Genomic DNA, 13,789 nt, shown 5'->3' with positions numbered 1-13,789 from the left:
ATTACTCCCCTTTGGGAACAGGGGCAGACTTATTATTAAATAACGATAGCACAATATAAAGGAATACCACCAGCGGGATGCCCAGAAATTGCAAAACCACCAGCAAAATTACAGAAAGAATTATAAATATGTATTTGATTTTATTATCTGCCCACGAAAAATTTTTAAACTTCATGGCAAACAGTGGTATTTCTGAAACCAGCAGATAACTCATGACGATACTATAGATAACTAGAAAAGTAACGTTGAAGATAATAAATGAATAGGAAGGGTTAAATGTGATTATCAACGGAAACGACGCCACTACCAGTGCATTGGCCGGGGTGGGTACGCCAATGAAAGAGTCTGACTGACGCGTATCTACATTGAATTTGGCCAGACGCAAGGCCGAAAATAACGCCAGTATAAAAGCTACGTAAGATATTGGATGCCACGTGGTGTATGAAACCACCGTCTGGATATCATGTGCCGGCATGGCAGATTGATAACCGGTGTAACTGATGAGCCAGGCAATCATAAATGCAGGTAAGGCACCGAAAGTAACCATATCGGCCAGGGAGTCGAGTTCTTTACCAATGGCAGAGTGCTGATTGAGCAGGCGTGCCACAAAGCCATCGAGAAAATCAAGTACACCGGCCAGAAAAATCAGGTAGGAGGCGCTTATCAGTTCACCCTGAAAAACAAAGATAATTCCGAAGCACCCGCATAGCAGGTTACCGAGGGTCATGAGGTTAGGAACAGTAAAAAGTTTCATGTGTTGGTGTTTAGGTGACAGGTCTAAACTGCCGAAAATTACGATAATCCTCTGTTTAAACCGCGCAAATTATCATTAATCTGCATATTTGTTAACTCGCAGGCATAATTTGAACGCCATAAAAAAAGCCTCGTTTCTGTAACGAGGCCTTCAGTTATTCAATAATACCGTTAATAGTGTCTATAATTCCACTAATTCCCTTGCTGCTGCCAATTTTTTTTTTCTACGTTCTTCACGTCTCAATAAAATTCTTTGTTTAAAACGCATCCAGCGTTCGTAAAGCGGAAGTTCCTTAAGAAAATCCCAGTTTTCATGGTGCTTGCCATCGTCTTCTTTTTTCTTGGCTTCGGCCGGGTCAAACAGCATACCGGTGCAAAGGCAGTGCTTACGGTTGGTACGCGTCAGGATATCATAATTGACACAGCTCGAACAGCCCTTCCAGAAAGCGTCGTCGGCAGGCAGCTCACTGAAAGTGGTTGGCTCATACCCCAGGTCAGAGTTAATTTTCATTACCGCCAGACTGGTTGTAAGGCCTATGATTTTGGCATCGGGGTATTTAGAACGCGAAAGCTCAAACGCTTTTTGTTTGATACGCGTTGCAATACCGCTTTTACGATAATCAGGGTTTACAATCAGGCCTGAGTTAGCTACAAACTTTCCGTGTTCCCAGGTTTCTATGTAACAAAAACCAACCCATTTACGGGTATTGGTAAGTGCTATTATGGCCTTACCTTCACGCATCTTTTCACGCAAATAATCAGGAGAACGTTTGGCAATCCCTGTACCACGGGCCTTTGCACTCTCTGCCATCTCGTCACAAATAGTTTCTGCTAAGTTATAGTGGCTTTCGTTAGCTATTTGAACAATATATTGGTCGTCGGAAGTTATATCTGTATTATTCATCGTCATTTATTGGGCTTTCCCACAAACGGAGACGCTGTATCCTAAGATTGTTAAAATGAAAATAAAGGAAAAATATCGGAGGGGTTGTTTTGCCACGCAGGCAAAAGCGGTTACGGTCGAGTCCTTTCGGACCTGACATATCGAACTGGCGTTATGGGAAGACGAATGTTCATTTTTATAAGACAGATACAAAGATGTCAGCTTTAAAATTTATATCCAAAATATAAGACCAATATTTTTGTATGCGCTAGAATAACGAAGCACCCCGGGTTTTAGTTCGTGGATTAGAAAAAATCTGATAACTTTGAAGAAAAAATGAATAAGCATTGAATACGCGCCTGGCTACCTTTCTATCGTTTATATTGCATCCTTTATTAATGCCTACAGTTTTGTTTATGATTCTGTTCTTTCTGGCACCTGTTTCGCTAGGTTTGGAAGGTCTGGAACCCATGTTCAGATGGATTGTGATTGGCTTTGTATTCATTTACACGTTTGCCATACCAGCTTACCTGATTTACCTGCTTAAACGCTGGGGCTTTATCAGCAGCCTTCAACTCGAAAACCTTCAGGAACGCCGGCTACCTTATCTGCTTACTGCGCTTATTTATGGGCTGCTGGGCTATTTTCTATATAATAAAAATTCCAGCCTGTTTGCATGTGCTTATATACTCTGGAGCATTACCATCGTTATTTTGTGTGTGGCACTTATCAGTTTCCGCTGGCAAATCAGTGCACATGGTGCGGGTATCGGTGGGGTTATAGGCGCACTGGCAGGTATTATGGTAAAGATGGGCGAAAGCGCCCTTTTTATGCCGCTTTTGTTTTGTATGATATTAGCAGGGTATGTACTGGGCGCCCGTTTGCAGCTCAATGCGCATACACCAAAACAAGCCTGGGCCGGCCTTTTTTTGGGTGTAGGGTTAAGCCTATTAGCGGTTTCTTACTTTTTTTAGTTATTTATTCTTCTCATTATCAGGGTTTTAAATGGTTTTTTTAAAAAACTTGCCTAAATTATGCAACATTCGCTTTTTTAGGGCGTCTTTTGTTTGAAACCATAAAACAGGATAACCTCTGGCTACCACAGTATTCATTAATAAACATGCCGACCTGGTCGAGCAGTGTAAACGTGGCGAAAGTAAAGCGCAGTACGAGCTGTACAGGCATTACTCTAAAGCGATGTTCAATGTCTGCATGCGCATACTGAACCATGTAGGTGAAGCTGAAGATGTATTGCAGGAGGCGTTTATTGACGCCTTTGCCAAAATCGGTGATTTTCGGCAGCAGGCAACATTTGGCGTATGGCTGAAACAGATTGTGGTTAATAAGGCCATTAACCAGCTGAGGTCGAGAAAAGTTGAGCTGGTAAACATTGATGAGTACGGATTGGGAGGCGATGAATATGATGTGGCAGATTACACGGATAAAGATACTTATACCGAAGATAACACCCGGTATGAGGTAGAACGCATCAGAAGGGCAATGGAGCAACTGCCTGAGGGGTTCAGAGTGGTGTTGTCTTTATATCTTTTTGAAGGGTACGACCACGAAGAGATAGGAAATATATTGGGCATTAGCGAGACCACCTCGCGCACCCAGTACATGCGGGCCAAAAAGAGGCTCCTTGAAATAGTGAGCAGACAATTGTTTTAAGTAAATGAATGAATTAAAAAATCCCGGTAAAGGGTGATAGATATGAAAGACCGTCTGGAAAGATTTGTGAGAGACAACCGTGAAGACTTTGATAGCTACGAGCCGTCTAAAGCCTTATGGAAAAAAATTGAAACCGAAGTAGCGCAACAACAACCGAAAAGCAAACCTCTGAACGGCAAAATAGTAAATTTGGGCAGAGTGCAATGGCGCATGAGTATAGCCGCAGGCATTGCCCTGATACTTACGGTAGGTTACGGTAGCATTACTTATATGCAGATGCCCAATGATATAACCGGTCTGAGCCTTCCGCCTGCTTATAGAAGCGCCTATGGCAAAGAACTGGTTCAGTTTACTTCGTTGGTAGAGCAAAAAAGAGAAGAGTTAAAGGCATTAGAGAAAGAAGACCCGCAGCTCTACCACCAGTTTGATGCCGAATTGCAGGCATTAGACAAAAATTACCAGAACCTGAAAAACGAGTTGCCGCAGAATCCGAATCCGGAAGAGCTGCTGAAGGCTATGGTACAAAACTTAAATATGCAGATCGATCTGTTAAACCAACAGTTACAAATAATTCAGAAAATTAAAAATATGAAAGATGGAAAAATTAAAACGATGGTATAGCCTCCCGGGGCAATTAAGAGGGGTTTTCCGGATATTGTTATTTTTGTCGGCGGTGCAGGCATTTGCTATACCCAAAGAAAAGGAATGGATTGAGAAGAAGAAAATTGTCAATTTGTCTTTCTCTGTATCAGCCTCAGATAAAATTTATATCCAGAATCAGTTTGGCGATGTAAAAGTAAACTTCTGGGATAAAAAAGAAGTGCGGGCGGAGGTAAGTATTACAGCTAACGCGTCGTCGGAAGACCGGGCAGCGGATTTTCTGGGTACAGTAGACGTTTTTGGCAAAAAAGACGGTAGTGCTGTGAGTATCAAAACCATTATGAACCAATCTGAAAACAGAAGCTGGAGTAATAAAGGTGACAAACACTCATTAAAAATAGACTACATCGTGTATATGCCTAAGTCTAATCCGTTGCAGTTAAAAAACTCATTCGGCAATAGTTACCTGCCCTCGTTTTCAGCACCGCTGCAATTAGATTTAAGTTACGGTAAACTCGTTGCTGATGATTTGCTTAACCCGCAGACGGAAGTTAAATTAGCCTTTTGCCAGAACTCTTACATAAAGTCAATGAATGGTGGCAGCCTGAAAGCATCTTATTCGGGTATCAAGATGGAAAAGGCCGATAACTTTGATTTTAATAACAGCTTTGGTGATATTGACATCAAAGAGGTAGGTAAAATTGATGCCAAAATCAGCTATTCTAAAGGTAGTATAGATTTGTTGAAAGAGTCAGGCAACCTGAACCTGGAGTTTTCGAGTGGGTTTAAGCTGGGCAGTATAGGGAAGAACGTGAAAGAACTGGAAATAAAAGCCAGTTACTCTCCGGTAGCCCTTGTGCTTGCCGATAATTCAAGCTATGATTTTGATGTAAAGGTTCATTATGGCGATTTTAACTACCCTAAAGACCAGGGCGTGTCTTTTACCAGAAATACCGATACTGAGAAAAAAGACAGGTATGGGTTTAATCCAACCAAGTATTATTCAGGCAAACTGGGTAAAGGGTCGGCAAATTGTAAAATAACGGTTGACAGTAATTTTGGCAGTGTAAAATTACAATAATTAAGCGTTCTGAAAATCAGGCAGGGCAGGTGTTTAACGCCTGCCCTGTTTTTGTTTCCTGGCTTTGCGTAGCCGTTGAATCTTACTTTTGTAAAACTAATGGTCAACCAGGCGGATAATGATGGCGGTTTTTTTTATTTTTGTAAAAACCATAGCACAGGGCATGAGCCAGATAAAAGACAGTGTATTTATTGTAACAGGGGCTGCCTCAGGTATAGGCAGGGCACTGGCTATACAGGCCGCCGCCGCCGGAGCCCAAGTAATAGCCACAGATGTAAACCAGACAGGGCTGGATGATACCCTGGCGCTGGCATCTGGTACTGTTAAAAAGTACCTGCTTGATGTGGCAGACCCTGAGCAGATAAAGCGCTTTGCAAAGGATATCATTCATGAATATCCGCATGAACCCATTATACTGGTAAATAATGCAGGGGTTGCGTTGTTTTCAGGTAGTTTTCTTGAAACATCGCCTGAAGATTTTGAGTGGCTGCTCAATATAAACCTGATGGGCGTAGTACGAATGACCAAGGCCTTTTTAAGACACATGGTTAAACTGAATCAGGGACACATCGTCAATATGTCGAGCGTTTTTGGTATAACAGCCATGCCTAATAATTCGGCTTATTCTACTGCCAAATTTGGTGTAAAGGGTTTTTCTGATGTATTGAAGATAGAGTTGCTACGAACCAGCGTAAAGGTATCGTCGGTGCATCCGGGGGGTATTAAAACCAATATTGCGGCCAATTCAAGGCTGGGGCGCACCAAAGATAATGAAGAGGGCAGAAGGGCAATTAAACAATTTGAAAAAGCCGCCCTGAAGATGTCGGCCGATAGAGCCGCTGCTATTATACTGGCTGGCATTGAAAAAGACCGGCCACGCATTATAGTAGGTAAAGATGCCAGAACCCTTGATTTAATTGCGCGGGTTTTTCCGAATACCTATCATAAGGTTCTGGCCAGAATGTTTAAACTGTAATTAGCGTTGAGCCACCAGCGGGGTTGGTTTGTCAATAGATTTTTTAAGTACATATTTGGCCACCACCGGAAAATGGTCTGAGAACGTAATGCCTCGCATGGTCTGGCACGACTGCACCTGCCAGTCGGCACTAAAAAACTGTTGGTCTATCCGAACCCAGTAAGGCTTGCGGTTCAGGGTAAAACCCAGACCCTGGCCGGCATCTTCAAAAGCATTTTTGAAGCTCAGGCGAAGCTTACCGTATGCATATCCGAACGGAATTTCATTGAAATCGCCACAAATAATAACCGGATATTTACTGCCTGCCACATAAGACTCCACTTCTTTTATCTGCTCGTCACGGGCTTCAAATCCTTCTTTCAAACGGCGGAATGTGTCGCTTATTTCAATAAAAAACTCGCCAATATGGCCTTTTTTAAAGGCGTCTGCCGCTTTGTTGATACGCACGCCCATCGACCACAAATGCACGTTTACAACCCTTACGGTGTCTTGCTCATAGGCTATGTCGGCACAAATAAAACCGTTGATATTAGGCTGGCCGTCACGGTCCCAGATTTTGCTGTATTGCTTGATAATCGGATACTGAGAAAACAAGGCCAGCCCAACTCTGGTGGTTGCATCGAGCGATATGAGTTTTTCAAACTTATCCTGATACTGCTCCTCTACATGGCCGTTAGGTACGTATTCCTGAAAACAGGCAATGTCTGCTTTTAAAGTTGCCCAGTTAACATTCTTGCGGTCTGGTCCGCCAAAACTTTCACTATTGAAGCTCAGCACTTTTAATGATTGTGCCGACCCGAAGTCAGGCTGGCTATTACCTATACCAACAAAACGTTTAATAATGGGGAAGGTCATTAAAACCCATATAAAGCCAGCCGAGGCAATCAGTTTCTGGTTTTTATAAAGCAAATAACTGCTGGCTGTTAAACCGGCCAACACAGCAAGTGGCAGGCTCATCATAATAAATCCGGTAAGCCAGTGTCCAAAAATAGGGTAATAGCAAAAGGCCATTGTAATAAACAGATAAAACAATGCCATGTAAGAACGTGGATATCTCTTAAAAACGGTGGCTATGCTCTTTAACCCAACCAGGGCTATTTCTCCAAAAGTCTGAATCATAGCCCATACAAATATTTTAAAGCCGTTTAATACTGTCATGTTTCCTCTGGTTTTCAGGTTAGAAATTAAACACAGGGCTTGCCATCAATGGCAGCCTACTTCACTTCAAATGCACCTTTTCCAATCTTGAACCCTTCTGAATAAAGTTCTATTGTATACTTGCCGGCCGTATAGGGGGCATCGTGTGTATAGATGATATCAACTTTCTGGTCATTGTTTTCAAATTGTACACTATGCCGGGTGCTGAAACCCAGCTCATCACCTTCAAAATCAAAAACGCCACTGCCGGTGTTGTCGCTTACCACGCCACCGTTGGCATCAAGAATACGTACAATAATTTCTTTTTTATTTTTAACAGCAATTGGGTTGGCGGGCATAATGAAAGCAATTTTCAGCCGATGTATGCGAGACGCTCTGAAAGGCATTGCCTCTCTTACTTTGCCATTGGCCGACAAAGCCGCAACCTGTACATTAATGGCTTTCATGGATGACGCCATGGTTACCTGCCTTTGCAGATTGAAATTTTCAGCCGAGTACTCCGCCACCGTTTGCGACAAAGACTCTTTATCTGTTTTCAGGTTTTCGTTTTCAGTTAATACTACCTGCTTTTCAAATTCCAGTGTTTGGGTACGTTCTTTTAACTGAGAGTTTTCTTCTTTCAGTAAACTAAATTCTTTGTCTTTGGCTGAAAGGAAATTTTCGTAGTCTTTTATTTTGGCGTCATATTTCTGTATTGAAAAGTTCAAATCAGACTTCAGCAGTTTTTTATCGTTTTCGAGCTGTACTCTGATGCGCTTCAACTCTGTAATATTGCCACCCATCTGATTGATTTTTTCAATCTTTTCGTCGAGCGCTTTTGAGATAGAATCCAGCTTTACCTGGGTGGCCGATAATTGCTCAACCTTTTGTGTCAATGATTGCTGAAGCTCAAAAGTCTCGTTTCGGGCGCCCATAAACAGGTAGCCCAACAATGCCAGGATACCGGTTAGTACTCCGAACGAAATCTTGAATACGCCTTGTGTTGCCGATGCACTCATGATACTTAGTAATAGTTTGTTACCTACAAACTAAAACAACCCAACTTAAAGAGCCGTTAAACTCACTTTAAATTTACCTTAAAATACGATTGAAATTTATTGAAGCGGGAAACTGAGCGTAAAAGTAGTGCCTTCAGAATCAGAATTTACGCTTATGTCGCCATTGTGCAGCCGTACAATCTGCAATACGATGGCCAGGCCAACCCCGTGCCCTTGTACACCCTGGGCCGAGGCATTGCTTCGGTAGAAGGGCTGAAAAATATATGGAATGTCTCTTTTAGGAATAGCAGGGCCACTGTTAAAAAACGATACGGTTATCTGGCCGGGGTGTGAAAAAAAGTTGACCACAGCGGTTTTATTGTCTGAGAACTTGCAGGCGTTATCAAGCAGGTTCATGAAAACCACTTTCAGGGCGGCTTCGTTACCCGGTATAATTAATGCGTTCTCATCATCGGGGAAATTGGCAAAGGTAAGTTGAATCTGGTAGTCTTCATGCCACTTCTGTACCTGGCTTTTGGCTTCCCACAAGAGTTCGTCAAGCCTGACAGGTGTGTATTTTACATTTTCTGCATTGGCCACTACATTCGCCAGATTCAACAGGGTGTTGGTCAACTGGGTAAGGGTGCGGGTGTCTTCCTGCAGCGATTTCAGGCTTTTTTCGTAGGCCTCGGGGCTGCGTTTCTGAAGCAGCGTTACTTCTATCTGCGAATAAATCTTGGTTAGCGGATTCTTTAACTCGTGCGACACATTCGCAATGAACATTTTCTGGGTTACCAGGGCTTCTTCAATTCGGTCGAGCAGTTGATTAAACGTGGCAACCAGAGTGCCTATTTCGTCATCAGGGTTAGGGTATTCTACCCTTTTTTTGACATTACGCGGGAAAATCTGATTTACCTGCCTGATAACACCCGACACAGGCGCCAATGCCCGATTGGCAAAAAGCCAACCGGATATACCCAGTAGCAAAATACCTACCCCTACCATTACAATCAGAATTTTTTTCAGATCTTTCAGTGCCTCGTGCCCGGTGGCGTCAATGGCGCTCACAATAACCCAGTTACCTTTATTTTTGGTGGATGCGAAATGAATGCCCAGCACCTGATAATCATTATAACTGGTGTAGGCCGTAGGTGCGGCAGATGCCACCAGCGGGAGTAACTTTTTATGAAAGCTGGTGTCGGCAGGATGAGTGAAAAAAATGAACTGCTCGAGGGTTTCGTTATAAACCGATATGCTTTCGCTGGTTAATAGTTCTTTGTCTGATACATTCACCAGTTTCATTACTGTTGTGTCGGCGGCCTGTATATCAAACAACAAAGTTGTAGTAGTAATGGCGCGGTCTTGCAGGCGTTTATAAAAACGCTTTTCGAGGTATAGTTTACTGAAGAAATAAACCCCGAAAGAAAATACCAGAAGTACAGCCGTTACCAGTATGACAAACTGATAGGTTAGCCTTGAGCGAATGTTTTTCATCAGGAAACTACTTTCAGCACATAGCCCATCCCTATTTGTGTGTGCAGAAGCTTGGGGTCAAAGTCTTTGTCTATTTTTTTTCTTAAAAAATTCACATATACCTCAATCACGTTGGTGCCTGTATCAAAAGTGACATCCCAAATTTTTTCGGCCAGCTCGGCCTTTGCAATAACCCTGCCCTGATTACGGATAAAGTACTCCAGTAAGCCAAATTCTTTGGCTGTAAGGGTAATTTCCTGCCCGGCGCGCGTAACGGTTTTGGTGTCCAGATCCATTTCCAGGTCGGCAACTTTCAGGGTATTTGAGGTATGCATAATACCAATGTTGCGGCGGGTAAGCGCGCGTACCCGTGCCATGAGTTCTCTGAACTCAAACGGCTTGGCCAGGTAATCATCTGCCCCGGCATCCAGGCCCTCAATCTTGTCGTCAGTTGTACCCAAAGCCGTCAGTAGCAGCACCGGCGACGAAACCCCTACTTCGCGCAGTTTCCGGCAAAGCTCCAGCCCATTCATGCCCGGAAGTATGATGTCTGATATGATAAGTGCATATACCTGCCTTGTGGCCAGCTGAAAACCCAAGGCACCGTCATAGGCTATATCAACTTCCCACTGCTGCTCTTCCAGGCCTTGTCTGATTAACTCAATGGTTCGTACTTCGTCTTCAATCACTAGGATTTTCATGTCTGGTGGCTTTAGATTTACCAAAATTATAAAATTAAACCGAAAACGCAGCTAAGTAAGCACACTTAGCTGCGTTTTCGGCAGAAAATGCGTACCCGCTCAGCGTTTTATTTTATATACCTCTGTTAAGGCCAGCATGAAGCACCCCAGCCCGAAATCTTCATAGTCAGGAACTTTATCATAGCTAACAGGCTGGCCATCTTTTGGCTCTTTGCCTGTACCCTGTACATAGCCCAAAAATCCATTCGGATGCACACAGTTGTTCATGATGGCATGGGTTGCCTTGGCCATTGGCGGGTAAAACTTACGGCGGTCAAGAATACCCTTGTTAATGCCCCATGCCATGCCATATAAAAACAACGAAGTGCCTGTTAACTCTTTGCCTCCAAAATCGTTCGGGTCGGCCAGGCTGGCATTCCAGAAACCATCTGTCCGTTGTAAGGGTAGCAGGGCATTCATCATTTCCAGATACGTTTTTAGATATTCATCTCGGTGCGGGGCATCTTTGGGTAAAATATCCAATACACGTACCAATGCTGCTACAACCCAGCCATTCCCCCGGGCCCAGTAGCAACTTTTGCCTGCCGGGGTTGCATACGGCGGGTCAAAGTCTTTATCCCGCCACCATAAACCATCTGCCTCATTATATAACCCCTTTTCACCGTGCCGGGTTTTGGTGTACAGATATAATTCGTGCATTTTTTCAAAATAACGGTTGTCTTCGTATATAGCCCCCAACTGAGCAAAAACAGGCATGGCCATCTGCAGGGCATCAACCCACCACCAGTCGTCTTTTTTTGGGTTGTTCAGCATACTGTCTATAGATGCCTTAATATCACGAATACGCTCAGGTTTAGGGTCTATTACATACAAATCTATGTAGGTTTGTCCGCAGCACTGGTCGTCAGCATTGCGGGTGGCAATGCCATTGCGCAAGCCCCATTTATGGGCATCTCCCCAGGCCACTGCGTAGTCGTAATATCTTTTTTGAGGGTCAATTTTATAGAGTGCCATCAGCCCTTCGTAGTACACACCTCTGGTCCAGATATTGCTGGGTCTGGTTTTGTCTGGTCCGGCAATGGGTTTACTGACATCCGGCCACCGGAGCATAAAATATTCGTTGGCAAGGTTGATGGTTTTCAGGATATCCTGATTTTTAGGCAGGCTTTGTGCAAAGGCACAAAAGCGGGCAAGCAAAAAAATGATAGTTAATGCAGATATAATTTTCTTCATGGAGCTTGATTACTGAATAATGGACTTCTAATATGATAAAAAGACGTTTGCCAATAATAAATGGCTGCTTCCAAACACAAAGATAACGTTTTGGGTTGAGTAACTTTCCTGTGCTGTGTGGGTTGTGAGTAAAAGCCCCCGAGTAGTGCGAAGCTGTAATAAGCTGAATAATGAGATTTCTGAAACCCGGGCTGCCTGTATTTTGTTGTTGATAGAAATTATACCATTATGACAGGAACATTTGAAGAATTGATAGCCTCAGAAACACCCATACTTATTGATTTTTTTGCTGAATGGTGTGGGCCGTGCAAGGTTTTATCACCCACTTTACAGCAATTGGCGCATGAAGCAGGCGATTATCTTAAGATAGTAAAAATAGACGTAGACAGGAATCCGAAACTGGCTAATAAATACAAGATATCAGGGGTGCCTACACTAATGCTTTTTAAGAACAGTGAACTTAAATGGCGGCAGTCTGGCGTATTGTCTTTACCGCAATTGAAAAGTGTTGTTGAGAAGTACAGGTAACAGCAAAACAGAAGCCCACCCTAAGCGTATATGCCCTTAGAGGTAGTAGTAAAACGGGCAGATTATGATATTATTTCTTTTTCAATAATATCAGACGCTGCCTGTTCAAAGAAACGCTTGATGCCATCAAAGGCACCGCTCACAATGGCCAAAGGTAAAAGAAGTGGCATGAATATTATCCATTGTAAAAACATGGATGAATTGAATTTTTTCATAATGGTAGAGGCAAACTTGCAAATAGGTAAATAAGATTACTTAAATAAACGTGACCCCGATGGCTATAATACCGTTCAGTAACGTTTACTTCTATGTAAAGTTAAAAAAAATATCACCTTAGTGCAAAGTTTTTCTACATTAAAAATTGATTTTATGGTAAAGTTATTTTCCGGTACCTGAAATCAGGATAATCAGGGGTTGTTGAGGTTTTCTGCCCAGTTGAATCGGTCTCCCGGTGATAGTTTCCAGGGAGCCATGTTGTTTTCCAGATTGGAAAACATCGCATTCCATGACCCGGGCGCCGAAGATTCTTCCATTACTTTGTAACGACGCAACTGAAGAATGATATCAAGCGGCGATATATTAACAGGGCATTGTTGTACGCAGGCATTGCAGGTGGTGCATGCCAGAATTTCTTCTTCGGTAATGTAGTCGCCCAGCAGGGTTTTCCCGCTATCATATTCATGGCCGTTTTGTAACCAGCCTTTCTGGATTTCTTCCAGTCTGTCGCGCGTGTCCATCATTATTTTGCGTGGCGACAGTTTTTTGCCTGTTATATTAGCCGGGCAGGCAGCGGTGCAACGGCCACACTCGGTGCAGCTGTAGGCATCCATCAGGTTTTTCCAGCTCAGGTCTTTTACATCCTTAGCACCAAAGCGGCCCACTTCTGCCGGTGTTGCATCTGGTTGCTCAATTCCCAGCATGATTTTCACCTCTTTTGTTACAGCTGGCATGTTGTGCATTTCTCCTTTGGGGTCAAGATTCGAAAAGTAGGTATTAGGAAACGCCAGAAAGATATGCAGGTGTTTTGAGTAGGTAACGTAAAGAGCAAAACCCATAATACCCAGAATATGGAACCACCAGGCAATGCGTTCATAGGTAACAAGGGCGGTGTCGCTCCAATTATTAAAAACTGGCTGTAGCCATTGGCTAACCAGAAAATTACCTGTTGATGCCTCTGCATAATGGCCAACGCCCCTTTGTTGCAAAATGGTATCTGCGGCATTCATACTCAGAAATGCCCACATCAATAATACCTCGGTTATCAATATAATATTGGCGTCGGTGCGGGGCCAGGATGTCATTTCACGGTGACGGCTCTCCTGAAAGCGTGGTACTTTAATAACATTTCTTCTGATAAGAAATACCAGACAAACGGCTACTACACCCAGGGCCAGTAGTTCAAAAAAGTTAATCAGAAAACCGTAAATACTGCCCAGCAAAGGGTAGAACAGGCGATGGGTACCCAGTATGCCGTCCAGCATTATTTCCAGCACTTCAATATTAATTATCAGAAAACCTGCATAAATGATAAAGTGCATTAGCCCTACAATTGGGCGGTTGAACATCTTTTTTTGCCCGAAAGCAATCAAAAGCATGGTTTTAAGACGCTCAGCCGGCCGGTCGGTACGGTCTTCGGCATGGCCCAGCAGGATGGTTTTCTTAATTAGTATTACCCGGCGGCCAATAAAAAAGGCAGCGGTTGCTAATGCGGCTACAAATAATATCTGAGCGAGTACTTGCATGGTATCTGTATTT

At 43.3% G+C, this 13,789-nt stretch carries 14 protein-coding genes; 6 read left to right on the top strand and 8 right to left on the bottom strand.

Going from position 1 to position 13,789, the window contains the following annotated elements; translation table 11 throughout:
- Position 1: 1 nt before the first annotated feature.
- Both pssA and C0V77_RS13110 read right to left on the bottom strand, forming a co-directional pair.
- Complete coding sequence (pssA, locus tag C0V77_RS13115; RefSeq protein WP_101726792.1) at positions 2-754, bottom strand: CDP-diacylglycerol--serine O-phosphatidyltransferase; 753 nt, start codon at positions 752-754, stop codon at positions 2-4.
- 180 nt (positions 755-934) lie between these two features.
- Positions 935-1,657: a GNAT family N-acetyltransferase gene (locus tag C0V77_RS13110; protein WP_101726791.1), complete on the bottom strand. Its 723-nt coding sequence runs from the start codon at positions 1,655-1,657 to the stop codon at positions 935-937.
- A 326-nt stretch (positions 1,658-1,983) separates the two neighbouring features.
- Between C0V77_RS13110 and C0V77_RS13105 the strand changes: the two genes are divergently transcribed.
- From C0V77_RS13105 to C0V77_RS13085, 5 genes are all read left to right on the top strand, one after another.
- The gene (locus C0V77_RS13105) at positions 1,984-2,610 is read left to right on the top strand and encodes a hypothetical protein (protein WP_229236277.1); all 627 of its coding nucleotides are present in this window, start codon (positions 1,984-1,986) and stop codon (positions 2,608-2,610) included.
- Between the two features lie 118 nt (positions 2,611-2,728).
- Positions 2,729-3,307: an RNA polymerase sigma factor gene (locus tag C0V77_RS13100; protein WP_101726789.1), complete on the top strand. Its 579-nt coding sequence runs from the start codon at positions 2,729-2,731 to the stop codon at positions 3,305-3,307.
- Positions 3,308-3,349: 42 nt separating this feature from the next.
- Positions 3,350-3,928: a hypothetical protein gene (locus tag C0V77_RS13095; RefSeq protein WP_101726788.1), complete on the top strand. Its 579-nt coding sequence runs from the start codon at positions 3,350-3,352 to the stop codon at positions 3,926-3,928.
- On the top strand, positions 3,903-4,988 hold the full coding sequence (locus tag C0V77_RS13090) for a DUF4097 family beta strand repeat-containing protein (RefSeq protein ID WP_101726787.1): 1,086 nt from the start codon (positions 3,903-3,905) through the stop codon (positions 4,986-4,988). Before C0V77_RS13095 ends, C0V77_RS13090 begins: the two co-directional genes overlap by 26 nt.
- A 118-nt stretch (positions 4,989-5,106) precedes the next feature.
- Positions 5,107-5,964: an SDR family oxidoreductase gene (locus C0V77_RS13085; RefSeq protein WP_229236276.1), complete on the top strand. Its 858-nt coding sequence runs from the start codon at positions 5,107-5,109 to the stop codon at positions 5,962-5,964.
- Here C0V77_RS13085 and C0V77_RS13080 read toward each other — a convergent pair whose 3' ends face one another.
- The 5 genes from C0V77_RS13080 to C0V77_RS13060 form a co-directional block, all read right to left on the bottom strand.
- Positions 5,965-7,122 carry an endonuclease/exonuclease/phosphatase family protein gene (locus tag C0V77_RS13080; protein WP_101726786.1) on the bottom strand — a complete coding sequence of 386 codons (1,158 nt, stop codon included), beginning with the start codon at positions 7,120-7,122 and terminating at the stop codon, positions 5,965-5,967.
- A 56-nt stretch (positions 7,123-7,178) separates the two neighbouring features.
- Entirely contained in the window at positions 7,179-8,120 is a 942-nt protein-coding gene (locus C0V77_RS13075; RefSeq protein WP_101726785.1) for a hypothetical protein, read from the bottom strand.
- Between the two features lie 96 nt (positions 8,121-8,216).
- On the bottom strand, positions 8,217-9,593 hold the full coding sequence (locus C0V77_RS13070) for a cell wall metabolism sensor histidine kinase WalK (RefSeq protein WP_101726784.1): 1,377 nt from the start codon (positions 9,591-9,593) through the stop codon (positions 8,217-8,219).
- Positions 9,593-10,273 (bottom strand): response regulator transcription factor, encoded by a 681-nt coding sequence (locus C0V77_RS13065; protein WP_101726783.1) that lies wholly within the window; start codon positions 10,271-10,273, stop codon positions 9,593-9,595. Before C0V77_RS13065 ends, C0V77_RS13070 begins: the two co-directional genes overlap by 1 nt.
- 99 nt (positions 10,274-10,372) lie before the next feature.
- Positions 10,373-11,506 (bottom strand): glycoside hydrolase family 88 protein, encoded by a 1,134-nt coding sequence (locus C0V77_RS13060; protein WP_101726782.1) that lies wholly within the window; start codon positions 11,504-11,506, stop codon positions 10,373-10,375.
- 228 nt (positions 11,507-11,734) lie between these two features.
- On the opposite strand from C0V77_RS13060, the gene trxA reads away from it, so the two are divergent.
- Positions 11,735-12,034, top strand: a complete 300-nt coding sequence (trxA, locus tag C0V77_RS13055) for a thioredoxin (RefSeq protein WP_101726781.1) — start codon at positions 11,735-11,737, stop codon at positions 12,032-12,034.
- A 407-nt stretch (positions 12,035-12,441) separates the two neighbouring features.
- Here the strand turns inward: trxA and C0V77_RS13050 are convergent, their stop codons facing one another.
- Positions 12,442-13,776: a 4Fe-4S dicluster domain-containing protein gene (locus C0V77_RS13050; protein WP_101726780.1), complete on the bottom strand. Its 1,335-nt coding sequence runs from the start codon at positions 13,774-13,776 to the stop codon at positions 12,442-12,444.
- Between the last annotated feature and the right edge of the window lie 13 nt (positions 13,777-13,789).

The organism is Emticicia sp. TH156 (assembly GCF_002855535.1).
Taxonomy (GTDB): Bacteria; Bacteroidota; Bacteroidia; order Cytophagales; family Spirosomataceae; genus Emticicia; species Emticicia fluvialis.
The sequence above is the reverse complement of the archived record's forward strand: the minus strand, read 5'-3'. Positions and strand labels throughout refer to the sequence as shown.